At 65.0% G+C, this 17318-nt stretch carries 16 protein-coding genes; 9 read left to right on the forward strand and 7 right to left on the reverse strand.

Annotated features, from left to right (window positions below):
- The first annotated feature begins 14 nt into the window (after positions 1–14).
- The 7 genes from whiA (at position 15) to ABD059_RS06545 (ending at position 5798) form a co-directional block, all read left to right on the forward strand.
- A complete protein-coding gene (gene whiA / locus ABD059_RS06515) occupies positions 15–995 on the forward strand; it encodes a DNA-binding protein WhiA (RefSeq protein WP_171620684.1) in 981 nt (326 codons plus the stop codon).
- Positions 996–1131: 136 nt separating this feature from the next.
- Complete coding sequence (locus ABD059_RS06520; RefSeq protein ID WP_171585115.1) at positions 1132–1758, forward strand: superoxide dismutase; 627 nt, start codon at positions 1132–1134, stop codon at positions 1756–1758.
- A gap of 99 nt (positions 1759–1857) precedes the next feature.
- A complete protein-coding gene (gap, locus tag ABD059_RS06525) occupies positions 1858–2868 on the forward strand; it encodes a type I glyceraldehyde-3-phosphate dehydrogenase (RefSeq protein ID WP_343878552.1) in 1011 nt (336 codons plus the stop codon).
- Positions 2869–2883: 15 nt separating this feature from the next.
- On the forward strand, positions 2884–4128 hold the full coding sequence (locus tag ABD059_RS06530) for a phosphoglycerate kinase (RefSeq protein WP_343878553.1): 1245 nt from the start codon (positions 2884–2886) through the stop codon (positions 4126–4128).
- 9 nt (positions 4129–4137) lie between these two features.
- A complete protein-coding gene (tpiA, locus tag ABD059_RS06535; RefSeq protein ID WP_343878554.1) occupies positions 4138–4953 on the forward strand; it encodes a triose-phosphate isomerase in 816 nt (271 codons plus the stop codon).
- 70 nt (positions 4954–5023) lie between these two features.
- Complete coding sequence (secG, locus tag ABD059_RS06540; protein WP_019483794.1) at positions 5024–5269, forward strand: preprotein translocase subunit SecG; 246 nt, start codon at positions 5024–5026, stop codon at positions 5267–5269.
- A 133-nt stretch (positions 5270–5402) separates the two neighbouring features.
- Positions 5403–5798 carry an RNA polymerase-binding protein RbpA gene (locus tag ABD059_RS06545; RefSeq protein WP_343878555.1) on the forward strand — a complete coding sequence of 132 codons (396 nt, stop codon included), beginning with the start codon at positions 5403–5405 and terminating at the stop codon, positions 5796–5798.
- Here ABD059_RS06545 and pgl read toward each other — a convergent pair.
- Genes pgl through tkt form a run of 6 tightly spaced genes read right to left on the reverse strand, consistent with a single transcriptional unit; the run spans position 5795 to position 14101 of the window.
- A complete protein-coding gene (pgl, locus tag ABD059_RS06550) occupies positions 5795–6649 on the reverse strand; it encodes a 6-phosphogluconolactonase (protein WP_343878556.1) in 855 nt (284 codons plus the stop codon). The two genes, ABD059_RS06545 and pgl, sit on opposite strands and share 4 nt — an antisense overlap.
- Positions 6639–7580, reverse strand: coding sequence for a glucose-6-phosphate dehydrogenase assembly protein OpcA (locus ABD059_RS06555; protein WP_343878597.1), 942 nt, complete (start codon positions 7578–7580; stop codon positions 6639–6641). The genes pgl and ABD059_RS06555 overlap by 11 nt, the downstream gene beginning before the upstream one ends.
- Positions 7577–9121 carry a glucose-6-phosphate dehydrogenase gene (zwf, locus tag ABD059_RS06560; RefSeq protein WP_343878557.1) on the reverse strand — a complete coding sequence of 515 codons (1545 nt, stop codon included), beginning with the start codon at positions 9119–9121 and terminating at the stop codon, positions 7577–7579. The genes ABD059_RS06555 and zwf overlap by 4 nt, the downstream gene beginning before the upstream one ends.
- Positions 9121–10776, reverse strand: coding sequence for a glucose-6-phosphate isomerase (locus ABD059_RS06565; protein ID WP_343878558.1), 1656 nt, complete (start codon positions 10774–10776; stop codon positions 9121–9123). Before ABD059_RS06565 ends, zwf begins: the two co-directional genes overlap by 1 nt.
- A 5-nt stretch (positions 10777–10781) precedes the next feature.
- The gene (gene tal / locus ABD059_RS06570) at positions 10782–11894 is read right to left on the reverse strand and encodes a transaldolase (RefSeq protein ID WP_343878559.1); all 1113 of its coding nucleotides are present in this window, start codon (positions 11892–11894) and stop codon (positions 10782–10784) included.
- A gap of 26 nt (positions 11895–11920) precedes the next feature.
- Positions 11921–14101, reverse strand: a complete 2181-nt coding sequence (tkt, locus tag ABD059_RS06575) for a transketolase (protein ID WP_343878560.1) — start codon at positions 14099–14101, stop codon at positions 11921–11923.
- 344 nt (positions 14102–14445) lie between these two features.
- Between tkt and ABD059_RS06580 the strand changes: the two genes are divergently transcribed.
- Together ABD059_RS06580 and ABD059_RS06585 are read left to right on the forward strand one after the other, a co-directional pair.
- Positions 14446–15390: a heme o synthase gene (locus ABD059_RS06580; protein ID WP_343878561.1), complete on the forward strand. Its 945-nt coding sequence runs from the start codon at positions 14446–14448 to the stop codon at positions 15388–15390.
- A gap of 41 nt (positions 15391–15431) precedes the next feature.
- Positions 15432–16331, forward strand: coding sequence for a dihydrodipicolinate synthase family protein (locus tag ABD059_RS06585; protein WP_343878562.1), 900 nt, complete (start codon positions 15432–15434; stop codon positions 16329–16331).
- Here the strand turns inward: ABD059_RS06585 and ABD059_RS06590 are convergent.
- The gene (locus tag ABD059_RS06590; protein ID WP_343878563.1) at positions 16315–17316 is read right to left on the reverse strand and encodes a COX15/CtaA family protein; all 1002 of its coding nucleotides are present in this window, start codon (positions 17314–17316) and stop codon (positions 16315–16317) included. The two genes, ABD059_RS06585 and ABD059_RS06590, sit on opposite strands and share 17 nt — an antisense overlap.
- Positions 17317–17318 lie beyond the last annotated feature (2 nt).

The following is a 17318-nucleotide window of genomic DNA, read 5'->3' on the forward strand; positions in this document are numbered from 1 at the left end:
CTGAGGTTGTATCTGTGGCGCTGACTGCGGACGTAAAAGAGGAGCTGTCGCACCTCTCTGTCAAGAAGTCATCGGTTCGCAAAGCCGAGGTGTCTGCCCTGCTGCGTTTCGCCGGTGGCCTGCACATCATCTCTGGCCGGATTGTCATCGAGGCCGAGGTTGACCTCGCATCCACGGCCCGGCGGCTGCGCACCACGATCGCCGAGGTGTATGGGCACAACAGTGAGATCATCGTTGTCTCCGGGGGTGGCCTGCGTCGCGGCAACCGGTATGTGGTCCGGGTGGTGCGCGACGGCGAATCCCTCGCCCGGCAAACCGGTCTGCTCGACAACCGTGGCCGCCCGGTGCGTGGTCTGCCCTCGGCCGTCGTCAACGGGTCAACCGCCGACGCCGAAGCGGTCTGGCGGGGCGCGTTCCTGGCGCACGGGTCGCTCACCGAACCGGGCCGCTCCTCCTCCCTGGAGGTCACCTGCCCTGGCCCCGAGTCCGCGCTGGCCCTGGTGGGTGCCGCACGCCGCCTGGGCATCGCTGCCAAGGCACGCGAGGTCAGGGGAGTGGACCGTGTGGTGATCCGCGACGGGGACACCATCGCCGCCCTGCTGACCCGGATGGGCGCCCACGACGCCCTCATGGTCTGGGAGGAGCGCCGGATGCGCAAGGAAGTCCGAGCCACCGCCAACCGCCTGGCGAACTTCGACGACGCCAACCTGCGGCGGTCAGCGCAGGCGGCGGTCGCAGCAGGCGCACGGGTTGAACGCGCCCTGGAGATCCTCGGCGAGGGGGTGCCAGATCACCTCAAGTACGCCGGTGAGCTGCGGGTGGCCCACAAGCAGGCCAGCCTCGACGAACTGGGCTCCCTGGCCAACCCACCGATGACCAAGGACGCGATCGCCGGGCGTATCCGCCGGCTGCTCGCCATGGCCGACAAGCGTGCCATAGAGATTGGAATACCGGGAACCGAGGCTAATGTGACAGCCGACATGTTGGACGAGTGAATCTCTGCATAGGATGGAAGAGGCACGGGAATACCACCGGCTACGGCGGGGTTCCCTGCACTATTGAACAAACTACGGTGTCTGACCGGCTGCGGTGCCAAATCACCAGCTGTGTCGGACCGACCTGGAGGAATTCGTGAGCGAGTACGTACTGCCCGAACTGAACTACGACTATGCTGCCCTGGAGCCGCACATCTCCGCACGCATCATGGAGCTCCACCACAGCAAGCACCACGCTGCCTATGTCAAGGGCGCCAACGACGCCATGGCCCAGCTGGCCGAGGCCCGCGAAAAGGGTGACTTCGGCAACATCTCGAAGCTCTCCAAGGACCTCGCTTTCCACACTGGCGGCCACATCAACCACTCAGTCTTCTGGAACAATCTGTCCCCAGACGGCGGCGACTCTCCCGAGGGTGAGCTTGCCGCAGCCATCGACGACGCCTTCGGCTCGTTTGACAAGTTCCGCGCCCAGTTCAGCGCCGCCGCCCTCGCCCTGCAGGGCTCCGGGTGGGCGTTCCTCGCCTACGAGCCCATCGGTGGCAACCTGGTTATCGAGCAGCTCTACGATCAGCAGGGCAACGTGGCGGTAGGCACCACCCCGCTGCTGATGCTGGACATGTGGGAGCACGCCTTCTACCTGGACTACGTCAACGTCAAGGCTGACTACGTCAAGGCTTTCTGGAACATTGTGAACTGGGCCGACGTCGCCAAGCGCTTCGCCGCAGCCCGCACCTCGGCCACCTCGCTGATCGTCGTCGGCTAGTCACACCAGGCACAGCGCCCTCTGGGGCGTACCCGGGACGCCGCCCCCGCGGCGGCGTCCCGGACCCCACCCGCAACACAGTTCAAGGAGATAGAACGAATGACTACTCGTGTAGGAATCAACGGCTTTGGTCGAATCGGGCGCAATTTCTTCCGCGCCGCACTAGAGCAGGGTGCTGACCTGGAAATCGTTGCCGTCAACGACCTGACCAGCCCCGAGGCCCTGGCCCACCTGTTGAAGTATGACTCCGTCACGGGTCGTCTGGCAGCGACGGTCGAGGTCAAGGACGGCAACATCGTGGTGGACGGCAAGTCCATCAAGGTTCTCGCTGAGCGCGACCCCGCCAGCCTGCCCTGGAAAGACCTCGGCGTGGACATCGTCATCGAGTCCACCGGGTTCTTCACCAAGGCATCGGACGCGCAGAAGCACATCGACGCCGGCGCCAAGAAGGTCATCATTTCGGCTCCAGCCACCGATGAGGACTTTACTGTTGTCCTGGGCGTCAACGACGACCAGTACGATCCCGAGAACCACAACATCATCTCCAACGCTTCCTGCACCACCAACTGCCTCGGGCCGCTGGCCAAGGTACTCAACGACAGCTTCGGCGTCGAGCGTGGCCTGATGACCACCATCCACGCCTACACCGCAGACCAGAACCTGCAGGACGGTCCCCACAAGGACCTGCGCCGCGCCCGCGCCGCAGCCCTGAACATGGTGCCCACCTCCACCGGTGCTGCCAAGGCCATCGGCCTGGTGCTGCCGGAACTGAAGGGCAAGCTGGACGGCTACGCCATCCGCGTTCCGGTCCCCACCGGCTCTGCCACCGACCTGACGGTCACGGTGTCCCGCGAGGTCACGGTCGAGGAAGTCAACGCCGCGTTCAAGGCAGCCGCCTCGGAGGGCAAGATGAAGGGCTACCTCACCTACACGGACGCGCCGATCGTGTCGTCGGACATCGTGGGCGATCCGTCGTCCTCCATCTTCGACTCGGGCCTGACCAAGGTCATCGGCAACCAGGTGAAGGTCGTGGGCTGGTACGACAACGAGTGGGGCTACTCCAGCCGCCTCGTTGACCTGACCGGCATCGTCGCCTCCAAGCTCTCCTAGCACCGAAGGACCGAAGTGGCCTCCTCCCTTGATGATCTCCTGCAGCTTGGCGTCCGTGGACGCACCGTCCTGGTCCGGTCGGACCTGAACGTCCCTCTCGACACCTCGGGGTCCGCCCCGCGGGTAACCGATGATGGCCGGCTCAAAGCGTCCCTGCCGGTGCTGCAGAAACTCACCCAGGAGGGGGCCGCGGTGATCGTGATGGCCCATCTGGGACGCCCGAAGGGTGCACCCGATGAGCGGTATTCGCTGAAGCCAGCGGTCGATCGGCTGGCCGACCTGGCGGACTTCCCGGTCACGCTCGCCGCGGACACCACGGGGGAGGACGCCAGGGCACAGGCCGCAGGGCTGGCCCCCGGCAGCGTCCTGGTGCTGGAGAACGTGCGGTTCGACGCCCGGGAGACCAGCAAGGACGACGCCGAACGGCAGGCGTTCGCCGCCGAACTGGCAGCGCTCACCGGCGACAGCGGTGCCTACGTGAACGACGCGTTCGGCGCCGTACACCGGAAGCACGCCAGCGTCTATGACATTGCGGCGCTCCTCCCGTCCTACCAGGGCGATCTGGTGAAGACCGAGGTGGACGTGCTGCAGCGTCTCACCGGGGAACCGGTAGCCCCGTTCGTCGTGGTGCTGGGCGGTTCCAAGGTGTCCGACAAGCTCGCGGTGATTGAGAATCTCCTGGGCACCGCGGACCGCATCCTCGTCGGCGGTGGCATGGTGTTCACCTTCCTCGCTGCGCAGGGCCACAAGGTGGGAGCCAGCCTTCTCGAGGACGACCAGCTCGACGTCGTCAGGAGCTACCTCGAACGGGCCGAGAAGGCGGGCACCGAGTTCGTCCTCCCCACCGATATCGTGGTGGCTGCGAAGTTCGCCGCCGACGCAGAGCATGAGACTGTTGCCGCCGATGCGATTGAAGGAAGCTCCTTCGGTGCCGACGGGATCGGTCTCGACATCGGCCCCGCATCGGGCGTAGCATTCGCCGACTCGATCGCCACCGCAGGGACCGTTTTCTGGAACGGCCCCATGGGTGTGTTTGAGTTCGATGCGTTCGCGGGCGGCACCAAAGCTGTCGCGCAGGCCCTCACCGAGGCAACCACCCGAGGTGCACTGACGGTGGTCGGCGGTGGCGACTCCGCCGCAGCGGTCCGTTCACTCGGTTTCACCGACGACCAGTTTGGCCATATTTCTACCGGCGGAGGTGCCAGCCTCGAGTACCTCGAAGGCAAGGAACTCCCCGGACTGACCGCCCTCGGGCAGTAGGAGCAGCACATGACTTCCTCGACCAACGGCAAGTACGACCGCCGTCCCCTGATCGCCGGCAACTGGAAGATGAACCTGGACCACGTCCAGGGGATCACTCTTTTGCAGAAGCTTGCCTGGACCCTCGATGACGCCGGGCACGACTACCAGCGCGCCGAAGTGGCAGTCTTCCCGCCCTTCACCGACCTGCGCGGCGTGCAGACCCTTGTCCGGGGCGACGATCTGCAGGTGGTGTACGGCGGCCAGGATCTGTCCCCGCACGATTCCGGGGCCTACACCGGTGACATTTCCGGGCAATTCCTGGAGAAGCTCGGCTGCACGTATGTCCTCGTCGGCCATTCCGAGCGCCGCGCCATCCACCAGGAGACCGACGAACTGCTCAACAGCAAGGTCAAAGCCGCTTTCCGGCATAACCTCACACCCATCCTGTGCGCGGGGGAAGGGCTTGAAGTCCGGCAGGCCGGGAACCACGTGGAGCACACTGTGAGCCAGCTGCGCGCCGGAATCGATGGACTCACGGCGGAGCAGGTTGGCCAGCTGGTGGTCGCCTATGAACCGGTCTGGGCCATCGGCACCGGTGAAGTGGCCGGACCCGATGACGCGCAGGAGATGTGCGCCGCACTACGAGCCGAGCTGGGCTCGCTTTACGACGCCGAGACGGCGGGCAAGGTGCGGATGCTCTACGGCGGATCGGTGAAGGCCGCCAACGCTGGGGCCATCCTCAAGGGCAAGGACGTTGACGGCTTGCTGGTCGGTGGTGCCAGTCTGGACGCCGCCGAGTTTGCTAGTATTGTCAGGTTCGAACATCTCCTGGTCACTGACTAAGACCGCTTCGACCCGAGACTGCGCCCGGCGCAGGTCGATCACGCACGTCAGTTACCCCTGAAAGGCCACTGTGGACATTCTCCGAATCATTTTGTTGGTTCTCCTTGCCATCTCAAGCGCCCTGCTCGTCCTGCTGATCCTGCTGCACAAGGGTCGTGGAGGTGGCATGTCAGACATGTTCGGCGGAGGTATGACCACCAGCATGGGATCATCGGGCGTGGCGGAACGCAACCTCAACCGGTTCACCGTTGCCCTGGGACTGACCTGGGGCGTTGTCATCGTGGCGCTCGGCCTGATCCAGCGCTTCGCTGAGTAGGTCTCCTCGCCTGGCTGACCGGTTTACCGGTCAGCCCACCAGCACCGTGAATTCCCGCGTTAGCCGCCATACCCAGAGTTGATCTTTGGGCGTAGACTTGGCCCGTTGTCGGAGCCTAGTCCAGGAGCAATCCATGGTTAACGCGGGAAACGCATTTAAGGGCACACGGATCGGAACTGAATCATACGGGGGGATGGCCGGCTGGCAGGCCGAGTCCGGGAGACGCCCCGCTGTGGTGGACCGCACCGTGGTGAGTTATTGGTGTATTGAGAACCACGAGACTAGACCCACCTTCGCCAAGCTGCACGACGATGAGATTCCCGAGGTGTGGGAATGCGGTCGTTGTGGCCGCGCGGCGGGGAGGCTGCCGGGGGTGGAACCGCTGGTTGACGGAATTGAACCGTTCAAAAGCCACCTCCAGTATGCCAAGGAGCGGCGCTCTGAAGAGGAGGCAGCTAGCGTGCTTGAGCAGGCGCTGTGCAACCTCCGGTCACGCCGGGGTGGACTGACGGGCGGTCTGGCAACCTAATTGTCACTATCCTCGTCGTCGGAGTCGTCGCTTGCAATGAGCCGACCGGGAAGCTGCGCTGCGGCTTCCTGATCGATCAACCAGAGCGTTTTGCGGCGTCCGCGCGCTCCGGCTGCAGGAACCTGTGCGGGCCCAGCTCCAGCAAGGGCCAAACCGACAGCACCCGCCTTATCCTGGCCGCCCGCGGCGATCCAGATTTCCTGCGCTGAGTTGACCGCCTCAAGGGTGAGCGACATCCTCAGAGGTGGCGGTTTCGGTGCGCCGGCCACACCCACGACGGTCTGCTCCTTGGTCCTGATGCCGGGCATCTCCGGGAAGAGTGATGCAATGTGGGCGTCGGGTCCGACGCCCAGCAGCAGGACATCGAACCGGGGGAGTCGGGTGTCCTGGCCGTCACTGTCACTGGGACTGACACTGTCACTGGTGTCGTCGGCGAGGGCCCGTTCGGCGTCGGCAGCGTCCTGCAGCCGCGTGGCATAGTCTGCTGCAGCCGCATCCTGATCAGGGAAGCCATCGCTGGAGCCGAATTCATGAATCTGGGATTCGGCGAGGCCCAGCTCGCCGAGCAGCGCCTGCCGAGCCTGTACCGCGTTCCGGTCCGGGTCCGAGGCACTGAGGAACCGTTCGTCGCCCCACCAGAAATCCACCCTGCTCCAGTCCACCGCCGAACAGGCCGGTGACGCAGCGACCGCGGCGAGGGCCGCAGTACCGAGGGAGCCGCCGGTCAGCACGACCGTCGCGGATCCGCGTTCGTTCTGGACGTCAACCAGCCTGGTGATCAGACGAGCGGCAACGGTGGCCGCCAGCAGGGTTGAATCGGGGTGGATACTTACTTTGGGGTCAGCGTTCACTAGGACGCACACTCCTTAGGTTGGTCCGTGCGAGCCCCTCCGTGATGACCTCGCCGAATACCTCATCCGGGTCGAGTCGGCGGAGCTCTTCTGCGAGACAGTCTTGCAGGCTGCGCCGTGGCAACGAAATCCGCTGCACGGGCTGGCCTGGTTGGTACAGTTCAGCGATTGCGGCGTGGGGCCGGTTCAGTTCGACGTCCCCGGCGGGCCGGGAGAGCCGCACCCGGCGCAGTCCGGTCCCGGCGGGACCGGCAGCGATGGTGACGGGAGAGTCGAGGGCCAGGGTGAGCCATGCGGCGAGGAGCACCGTGCTGGGTGAGTCCTCTGCCCCTTCCACCGTGACGGCGGTGATGGGGGAGGGCTCCAACTGGTCCAGGACTGCCGCGAGCTGGATTCGCCAGTTGGTGAGCCGGGTCCAGGCCAGATCAGTGTCACCCGCGGTGTAGGTTTCGCGGATGGTTGACAGTGCGCCCACCGGATCTGGCTCGTTGGCCGAATCCGTAATCCGGCGATGGGCGATGCTGCCGATCGATGTGCGGGCCGCGTCTGCCGGAGCACCGTGCGGCCACCAGGCCACGATGGGGGCGTCAGGCAGGAGCAGCGCTGAGACGAGGGATTCGTTTTCCTCGGCGAGTTGCCCGTACCCCTTGAGAACGATCACGTCGGAGGCGCCAGCGTCCCCGCCCACCCGTATCTGGGCGTCGAGTCGGGTAGCTTCGGCTGCGGATCCGAGCGCGAGCACGATAATCCGGCAGGGGTGTTCCCGGCTGGCCAGGTTCGCGGCGATGATCGCATCCTCCTCGTTGCCGGAGCTGGTCACCACCACCAGGGTGAGGACCCGGCCCAGGGCAACGACCCCGCCCTTGTCCCGCAGGGTCATGATCTCCTTGGACACCTTCGATGTGGTGGTGTCCGGCAGTTCAACGATCATGGCCTGCGCCACGTCCTTCCATCGCGCGCGAGGAGCTCGTCAGCTGACGCTGGGCCCCAACTTCCCGGGACATACTTTTCCGGCTGGTCGCCCAGGGCCGTCCAGTACTCCTCGAACGGGTCGAGGATCTTCCAGGACAGCTCAACTTCCTCATGCCGCGGGAACAGTGGTGGCTCACCCAGCAGGACGTCGAGGATCAGACGCTCATAAGCTTCAGGACTGGACTCGGTGAAGGAATGGCCGTAACCAAAGTCCATGGTGACGTCCCTGACCTCCATTTGGGTGCCCGGCACCTTGGAGCCGAACCTGATCGTGGCGCCCTCATCCGGTTGCACTCTGATCACCACGGCGTTCTGGCCGAAGTCATCCTCACCGTGGTCCCTGAACAGCAGGTTCGGTGCCCGCTTGAAGACGACGGCGATCTCGGTCACCCGGCGTCCCAGGCGCTTGCCAGCGCGGAGGTAGAACGGCACACCGCTCCACCGGCGGGTGTGAATGTCCAGTCGGATGGCCGCAAAACTTTCGGAGGTGGAGTGCTTCGGGATGCCCTCCTCGTCAAGGAAACCCTTGACCTGTTCCCCACCCTGCCAGCCGGCGTCGTACTGCCCACGAGCCGACGACCCGGACAGGTCATCCGGCAGCTTGACGGCTGCGAGGACCTTTTCTTTCTCCGCCCGCAAATCATTGGCGTTGAACGAGATCGGTTCCTCCATTGCGGTGAGCGCCAGCAGCTGTAGCAGGTGGTTCTGGATGACGTCGCGAGCCGCCCCGACGCCGTCGTAGTAGCCTGCCCGGCTCCCGATGCCGATATCCTCAGCCATGGTGATTTGCACGTGGTCAACGTAATTGGCGTTCCACAACGGTTCGAACAGCTGGTTGGCGAACCGGAGGGCCAGGATGTTCTGGACCGTCTCCTTGCCCAGATAATGGTCAATCCTGAACACGGCGTCCGGTGGGAAGACCTGCTCCACGACCCTGTTCAGCTCACGGGCCGACTGCAGGTTGTGGCCAAACGGTTTCTCGATCACCACCCGCCGCCACTGTGCCTCGCCGGGCTGCGCCAGGCCGTGTTCAGAGAGCTTCTGGCAGACCAGCTCGAAGTCCTTCGGCGGGATGGACAGGTAGAACGCGTGGTTGCCGCGGGTGCCTCGGCTGGAGTCCAGCTCGGCCAGAGTCACCTCAAGGCGGCCGAAGGCGTCGTCGTCGTCGAAATTGCCCTGCACAAACCTGATGCCTGCCGAAAGCTGCTCCCAGACCGTCTCATCGAACGGGGTCCGCGAATACTGGGTGACCGCTTCCCGCACCTCCTCGATGAACCGCTGATCGTCCCACTCCCGCCGGCCGAACCCGATGAGGGCGAAACTGGGGGGCAGCAGGCCACGGTTCGCGAGATCGTAGATCGCCGGCATGAGCTTTTTGCGGGCAAGGTCGCCGGTGACGCCGAAGAGCACCAGGGCGGACGGCCCGGCGATGCGGTTCAGCCGACGGTCGCGGGGGTCCCTCAGGGGGTTGGCCGGCCGGGCCTCTGCAGAATCGTGCACTATGCGGTACCGCTTTCAGTGGTTGCCCGCTGGCCCGCGGCCCCGCCCGCAAGGTGGGTGATTACCTGGGTGAGCTGTTCAAGGCCCGCGGCGCGGTCAGCGAGGTGGAGACGAAGGACGGGGCGACCCTGGCCGGCGAGTACCTGGGCGTCGCCAGCTGCCTGCGCGGTGATCAGTTCCCCGAACGTGAACGGACGGTCCGGGATGGCCAGATCCTCGGCTGTTGCGCCGGTGATGGACAGGAAAACGCCCTGGGCCGGGCCCCCCTTGTGGAACTGACCGGTGGAATGCAGGAAACGCGGGCCCCAGCCGAAGGTGACGGGTCGGGAGGTGAGCGAGGCCAGCGGTGACCTGATGCCCTCCAACGAGGCCTGGTCGGACCGGTCCAAGTAGGCCTGGACCGACAGGTAACCGTCCGGCGCCAGGGTGCCCAGAAGGCGCTGCAGCGCATCACCGAGGGTGCGTGCTTCACCCAGCAGAGCGCCCTCGGCGCGTACTTCGACTGCGCCGTCCACGAAGTTGGCCGGCGCTGTTTCAGGCTGGGCGTCGAGCAACCCTCGGGCAGCAACCTTGGCCGCCTCGACATCGGGCTGGTCGAAGGGATTGATGCCCAACAGGCGCCCTGCAACGGCGGTAGCGAATTCCCACACGAGAAGCTGGCTGCCGAGACTCCCGCTCACGGTCACCTGGTTTCCGATCGGCTCCACGTCGGCGTCCGGTGCGGTCAGACGGACGGCGAGGACGTCGGCGGCGGCGGTCACAATCTCCGGAGCGCCCTCCTCGGCGACCACTGGAAGCACCCCGGTGCCCAGTTTGCCGGTGGATTCAGCGATCAGCTGCTCAGCCCAGTCCGCCAGACCTGGAATACCTGACGCCTCATCAGCGAAGACGATCTTGTCCCGCAGCGGGCTGGTCGCGCCCAACACCGCTCCGAGCCGCAAGCCAATGTTGGTCGGGTCGTCGTCGCCGAGGAACTCGGCGGTTTCCTCGACATCATCGAGGAGAGCGTCGAGGTCGACGCCGGCCAGACCCGATGGCACCAGACCGAAAGCGGTGAGCGCCGAATACCTGCCACCGACGTTCGGGTCGGCGTTGAAGACCGCGCGGTAGCCAGCCTCGCGGGCCGAATTGTCCAGCGGGGACCCCGGGTCGGTCACGATAACCACCCGGCTGAGGGGATCAATTCCCGCTGCGGTGAACGCCGCCTCAAAAATCCGGCGCTGTGAGTCAGTTTCGACGGTCGACCCCGACTTGGACGACACCACAACGGCGGTCTCGGCCAACCGGTCCTCCACCGTCCGACGCACCTGATCCGGGTCGGTTGAGTCAAGCACTGTCAGCTCCACACCGGCGGTCCGGGTGATGACCTCGGGGGCCAGCGACGATCCGCCCATCCCACACAGGACAATCCGGCTGACACCCTCGGCGTGCAGGGTGGCCCTGAGCTCCATGATGCCCGGGACGAGGCCGCGAGAAGCCTCGACGAGGTCAACCCAGCCCAGCCGGACCGCTGCTTCCCCCTCGGCGTCGTGACCCCACAGGGTGGGGTCTTTCGCCATCAAGCGTGATGCCACCTGATCCTCAACGAGGGTACCGGTCACACGGTCGATTGCTTCGAGTGCGGCGCCGGCCGCTGCAAGCGTCATGGAACTCATGGTCATTAACCCCTTGCCGTATCCAGTGCGGTCTGAACTGTCTCAAGTAGCTCGTTCCAGCTCGTCACAAACTTCTCAAGACCTTCTACCTCAAGCTGCTCAACTACCTCGACATAGGAGACGCCCATGTTTTCGAGGCTGTTCAACACCGAGTTGGCGTCGTCGTACGTGCCGGTGATCGTATCCCCGGTGATCACCCCATGGTCCGCGGTCGCCTCAAGCGTCTTTTCGGGCATGGTGTTGACGACGCCGGGTGCCACCAGCTCGGTGACATACAGGGTGTCCGGCAATGCTGGGTCCTTGACCCCGGTGGAAGCCCATAGGGGACGCTGGCGCCTGGCTCCGGCGGCCGCAAGAACCTCCCACCGCTCCGTGTCGAACAACTCCTCGTACACCTGGTAGGCGAGCCGTGCGTTCGCCAACCCCGCCTTGCCCTTCAGCGCCGCGGCGTCGTCGGTCCCAATACCGTCCAGACGCTTGTCGATCTCGCTATCCACGCGGGATACGAAGAAGGATGCGACTGAGTGGATGGTTGAGAGATCAAACCCGTTCTCCTTCGCCTGCTCGATGCCGAGCATGAAAGCGTTGATCACCGCCCGGTAGCGCTCCAGGGAGAAGATCAGCGTGACGTTGACGCTGATCCCCGCGGCGAGGGTGCAGGCAATGGCTTCGAGCCCCTCGACGGTGGCGGGGATCTTGATCAGGACATTTGACCGCTGCACTTTCGCGTGGAGGCGCTTGGCCTCGGCGATGGTGCCCTCGGTATCCCGGGACAACCGGGGGTCAACCTCGATGGACACCCGGCCGTCGACGCCACCGGTGCTCTTGGCTGCGGCTCCGAAGATGTCACAGGCCTGGGCAACGTCGTGGGTGGTGATGTCGAAGACAGCATCGTTGACGGGGATGTTGGCGGCAGCCAACGCCTCAATCTGGGTCGCGTAGGACTCGCCCTGCTGCAGTGCCGCGGCGAAGATGCTGGGGTTGGTGGTCACGCCCACCACGTTGCGTTCTTCGATCAGGTGCTTGAAAGCGCCCGAGTTGATGCGCTCCCGTGAAAGGTCATCGAGCCAGATGGACACGCCGGCCGTGGAAAGGTCTGCTGTGGGTGTTGAAGTCATAGTGGATCTCCTTGAATTGTCGGCTGTTACTGCTGGTCGCCGGTTTCGGATGATGCGGGGCCGGACCATGCCGGCGTGCCGTTCGGTGCCCGGTGGTCGCCTGCCACTGCGATGGAGTCGCGGGCTGCCTGGACGACGGCGTCGGCGGTGATGCCGAATTCGTTGAACAGCCTCTTGTAGTCGGCGGATGCACCGAAGTGTTCCAGGGACACTGACCTGCCGGCGTCGCCAACGAGTTCGCGCCAGCCGAGGGCCACCCCGGCTTCGACGGAAACCCGCGCCTTGACCGTGCCGGGAAGCACCGACTCACGGTAGGCCTCGCCCTGGCGGTTGAACCATTCGAGGCTCGGCATCGACACGACGCGGGCAGCGATGCCCTCGGCCTGCAGCGTCTCGCGTGCCTGCACCGCCAGCTGAACTTCCGAGCCGGTGCCGATCAGGATGACGTCGGGGGTACCGCCGGTCGCTTCGGCGAGGATGTAGGCACCCTTGGCTGCGCCTTCGGCTGAGCCGAAGGTGTCACCGTCAGCGGCACCGGTGCCGCGTGCATAGGTGGGGATGTTCTGCCGGGTCAGGACGATGCCCGCAGGGTTCTCGGTGTTCTCGAGAATGGTCCGCCAGGCGACGGCCACTTCGTTGGCGTCACCCGGGCGGACGACGTCGAGCCCTGGAATCGCTCGCAGGGCAGCTAGCTGCTCCACCGGCTGGTGGGTGGGACCGTCTTCGCCTAGACCGATGGAGTCGTGGGTCCAGACATAGATGGACGGCACCCCCATGAGGGCGCCCAACCGGACGGCCGGACGCTGGTAGTCGCTGAAGATCAGGAACGTGCCGGAGAACGCGCGGGTGCTGCTGTGCATGACGATGCCGTTGACGATCGCTGCTGCCGCGTGCTCGCGGATCCCGAAGTGCAGCACCCGTCCGTACGGGTTGCCCTGCCAGGTATCAGTCTGCTTGCCCTCGGGGATGAACGACGGCGATCCCTCGATTGTCGTATTGTTCGATTCAGCGAGGTCAGCCGAGCCACCCCACAGTTCGGGGAGCACTGGGCCAATGGCCGAGAGCACCTTGCCCGATGCTGCCCGCGTGGACATGTCCTTGCCCGCCTCGAAGGCCGGCAACGCTTCATCCCAGTTGGCGGGGAGGGTCCGCGAGGCAATCCGGTCCAGAAGCTTGGCGTTCTCGGGGTTGGCCTGCTGCCAGGCGCCGAATGATTTGTCCCACTCGGCACGCAGGGCCCGGCCTCGATCGCTGACCTGCCGGGCGTGGTCCAGAACCTCGGGGGCAACGTCGAAATGCTGGGCCGGATCGAGGCCGAGGGTCTCCTTCAGGGCTGCAACCTCGTCGGCCCCGAGGGCCGAACCGTGGATTTTCCCGGTGTTCTGCTTGGTGGGCGCTGGCCAGCCAATGATGGTCCGCAGTGACACGATCGAGGGCTTGGAGGTTTCATCCCGAGCGGCTGTCAGGGCGTTGTACAGTTCCTCGACGTCTTCGACGTAGTCACCGGTTTTGGTCCAGTCAACGCGCTGGACATGCCAGCCGTAGGCCTCGTAGCGTCCCAGTACATCCTCGGTAAAGGCGATGTCGGTATCGTCTTCGATGGAGATGTGGTTCTCGTCGTAGAGCACCACCAGATTGCCGAGCTCCTGGTGTCCGGCCAGCGATGAGGCTTCAGCGGTGACACCCTCCTGGAGGTCGCCGTCGGACGCGATCACCCAGATGGTGTGGTCGAACGGGCTCTCGCCGACGGCGGTGTCGGGATCCATCATGCCGCGCATCCGGCGCTGGGCGAAGGCGAACCCGACTGCCGAGGCAAGGCCCTGACCCAGCGGGCCGGTGGTAATTTCGACGCCGGCCGTGTGCCGGTACTCCGGGTGGCCGGGGGTTTTTGAGCCCCAGGTCCGCAGGGACTGGAGGTCTTCGAGTTCCAAGCCATATCCGGAGAGGAAGAGCTGAATGTAAAGGGTCAGTGAGGTGTGGCCCGGCGACAGGACAAACCGGTCACGGCCGGTCCATTCAGGCTGGGAGGGGTCATGCCGGATCAGTTTTTGGAACAGCAGGTACGCTGCGGGTGCCAGGCTCATCGCCGTGCCGGGGTGGCCGTTTCCCACCTTCTCCACAGCGTCGGCTGCCAACACGCGGACGGTATCCACCGCGCGCGTATCCAATTCGGTCCAGGTCAGTTCTTGCGTATCAAGCTGCGGCACGAAACCTCAGCCCCTCTCTGTGCTCCACGGCCAGCGCCGCGGCGCCCTGTGGGACTGGCGATCGCCGTCTTCGCGCACCGGAACAACTGGCCGTTCACCGTTGTAAAATCTGCATTCTGGCTACCCACGCCCCGCGGCCACCGAACTACCGGCGAAAACGGACTGGGCATTACGGTCAACCCTATCGCCTTGGGGCGTTTTTCAAATTTGTGGTTTGCATCGTGACGTGACGAGTCGCCAGAGCGGATCCGGCGCGGCACTTCTACGCTCTGTAAAATCTGGGCGGGAGGGGACGGTATGATGAGAGAGGACTTTCCCCCCAGCAGAAACGGCAGTGTTACCTCGTGAAGACCGAGCAGGATCCGGGCCTTGCCAGTACAACGGGCACCAGTACGGGTTTCAAACGCAAGGCCAAGGCCTATCTCGCTCTGACCAAGCCTCGCGTGATCGAGCTGCTGCTGGTCACCACACTGCCGACCATGATCTTCGCCCAGGGCGGACTGCCCAGTGTCTGGCTGATGATTTCGACCATGGTCGGTGGCGCGCTGGCGGCCGGCAGCGCCGGTTCGTTCAACTGCTACATCGACCGCGACATCGACAAGGTGATGCACCGTACCGAAAAGCGGCCGCTGGTCACCGGTGAGGTTTCCCCCCGTGAAGCCCTGATCTTTTCCTGGGTGCTCGGCGTTGCCGCGATTACCCTGCTCTGGGTCGGCGCCAACCCCCTGACCGCTGGTCTCGGCGTGGTAGCCATCTTCTTCTATGTAGTCATCTACTCGCTGATCTTGAAGCGCCGCACACCGCAGAACATTGTCTGGGGCGGAGCCGCTGGCTGCATGCCGGTACTGATTGCCTGGGCCGCTGTCACGAACACCATCGAGTGGCCCGCAGTGGTCCTTTTCCTCATCATTTTCCTGTGGACGCCGCCGCACTACTGGCCGCTCTCCATGAAGTACAGCGACGACTACAACGCGGCCAAGGTGCCGATGCTGGGCGCGATTGCCGGTGCCCGCGTCGTGTCCGTCCAGGTGGTCCTCTACGCCTACGCAACGGTCGCCTGCTCGCTGCTGCTCATTCCCGTGGGCGGGGCTGGCTGGGTCTTCACGGTGGCGGCCATCGCCGCCGGTATCTGGTTCCTGTCGGAAACCCACAAGCTCCACACCGCTGCGGTGCGCGGCACGGTCACCGACAAGGGGTCCATGAAGGTGTTCCACGGCTCGATCAGCTACCTCACCGTGGTGTTCCTGGCACTGGCCATCGACCCGTTCATCGGCGGCCCGGTCTTCTAGACCGGGAGGACCCGCCGGGGGCATACCGCTAGCATGAGCACATGGTGTTCAACGGTCTAATCGCGTATCCAGTCACTCCCTTTCACGAGAACGGTGACATCAACTTCCCCGAACTGACGTCGCTGGTCTCCTCACTCGCGTCCTCAGGGGTGGATGCAATAGCGGTTCTGGGCTCCTCAGGCAGTTTCGCCTACCTCAGTGCCGCTGAACGATCGCAGGTCGCCTCGACCGCCGTCGACGCCGCCCAGGAGTCCGGTGTTCCCGTCGTCGTAGGGATCAGCTCGGTGGGGACAAGGGAAGTGCTCGACGCCGCCCGGGACGCCGAGCGCGCCGGCGCCTCAGGTGTGGTGCTTTCGCCTGTGTCGTATGTGCCGTTGAACAACGACGAGGTGGCGACCCAGACCGCTGCCGTCTGCGATGTCACATCCTTGCCGATTTGCCTCTACAACAACCCCGGCACCACCCAGTTCCACTACGACCTGGAACTGGTCGCCGAACTCCTTGACCTGCCCAATGTGCAGGCGTTCAAGGACACTGCTCCCGACGTAGTGACCTTCCGGCAGCGCTACAACCGGCTGCGGTCACTGACGACCCAGCCGGTCAGCCACGGGCTGAGCGGGGACCTGCTGATCGCTTCGGGCGATATCGCGGCAGATGCCTGGCATACCGGCCCCGCGGCGCTGCTTCCCCGCGCCTACACCGAGTTTCGGGCGGCAGTAGTCAGTGCGGATAGTGCCCGGATAGATGAGTCGCGGAGGCTCCTGCTGCCGGTGGTGCAGGCCGTCCTGCGGCTGCGGAAGCTGAGCGGGCTCCATTCACTGGCGAAGGCGTGCGGCATCGACGCGGGCGACCCGCGCCTGCCGGTATTACCCGTGCCAGGTAGTGAGCAGCGCGAACTGGCACGCCTGATCGATGCGCTTGAGGTTACTGGTCGCCTCTGAGGCCCGCAGGCTCAGAAACCACACCGCAGTTGTCGGATTCCAGGGTGGACCGCTCCTGACGGCTGACCGCCAGGTAAAGGCTGTTGGCCATGGCCGCCGTCAGTACCGATGCTCCGAGCATATGGATGGCTACCAGCACCACGGGCAGGTGCAGGAAATGCTGTAGGTAACCGACGGCTCCCTGGGCGAGAACCACCGCTGCGAGGATGACCACCGACGTCCTGAGCCGTCGCGCTGCTGACTGGCGGTACACCAGCACCAGGGCAACGGCGACCGTCAGGACCAGCAGGTAGACCGGCGCCGCGTGGATTCGGGTCATCAGGTCAGGGTCGAGATTGTTCCGGGCTGCGCCAGCATCACCGGCGTGGGGGCCGGATCCGGTGACGATGACCCCGAGGAAGACCGTGATGGCGGTCAGCACAGCCGCAGCGGTCAGGATCTGACGCAGCAGCCGCGATCCGAGCGGCGCGGCCGACGTTGCCGCCTGCACGCTGGTGATTCGGGCCCGGTTGACCAGCACCGTGGCGAGGACGATCAAAACCATTGAGACGATGAAGTGCCAGCCGACCACCCAGGGATTGAGCTGGGTCAGTACCGTGATGCCGCCGAGGATGGCCTGCGCGGGGATGCCGGCCGCCAGCGCGATGGCGAGCCGGAACAGGTCTTTACGTTCCTTGCGCAGATTCCAGAGGGACACCACCATGGCGATGGCAATGGCTGTCAGCACGAAGGTCAGCAGCCGGTTGCCGAACTCGATCACCCCGTGGATGCCCATCTCTGGTGTATTGACGATCGACGTGGCAGTGCACCTGGGCCACTCAGGGCAGCCCAGTCCCGAGGCGGTGAGCCGCACGGCACCTCCGGTCACCACGATCATGATCTGGGAGATCAGCGAGGCAAGGGCCAGGCCACGGACGGACCGCGAGTTGGTGCGGGGGAGTTTCGCCGTGAGGCGGCTCCAACCGGTGGGTGCAGGGTGTGTCATGT

The sequence above is a fragment of the Arthrobacter flavus genome (genome assembly GCF_039526005.1).
Lineage (GTDB): Bacteria > Actinomycetota > Actinomycetes > Actinomycetales > Micrococcaceae > Arthrobacter_D > Arthrobacter_D flavus.

Bases quoted from the DNA above. Each gene is read 5' to 3' on its own strand.
- gap (WP_343878552.1), top strand. From the start codon at position 1,858: ATGACTACTCGTGTAGGAATCAACGGCTTTGGTCGAATCGGGCGCAAT.
- tpiA (WP_343878554.1), top strand. From the start codon at position 4,138: ATGACTTCCTCGACCAACGGCAAGTACGACCGCCGTCCCCTGATCGCC.
- ABD059_RS06545 (WP_343878555.1), top strand. From the start codon at position 5,403: ATGGTTAACGCGGGAAACGCATTTAAGGGCACACGGATCGGAACTGAA.
- ABD059_RS06555 (WP_343878597.1), bottom strand. From the start codon at position 7,580: ATGATCGTTGAACTGCCGGACACCACCACATCGAAGGTGTCCAAGGAG.
- ABD059_RS06565 (WP_343878558.1), bottom strand. From the start codon at position 10,776: ATGAGTTCCATGACGCTTGCAGCGGCCGGCGCCGCACTCGAAGCAATC.
- tal (WP_343878559.1), bottom strand. From the start codon at position 11,894: ATGACTTCAACACCCACAGCAGACCTTTCCACGGCCGGCGTGTCCATC.
- ABD059_RS06585 (WP_343878562.1), top strand. From the start codon at position 15,432: ATGGTGTTCAACGGTCTAATCGCGTATCCAGTCACTCCCTTTCACGAG.
- ABD059_RS06590 (WP_343878563.1), bottom strand. From the start codon at position 17,316: ATGACACACCCTGCACCCACCGGTTGGAGCCGCCTCACGGCGAAACTC.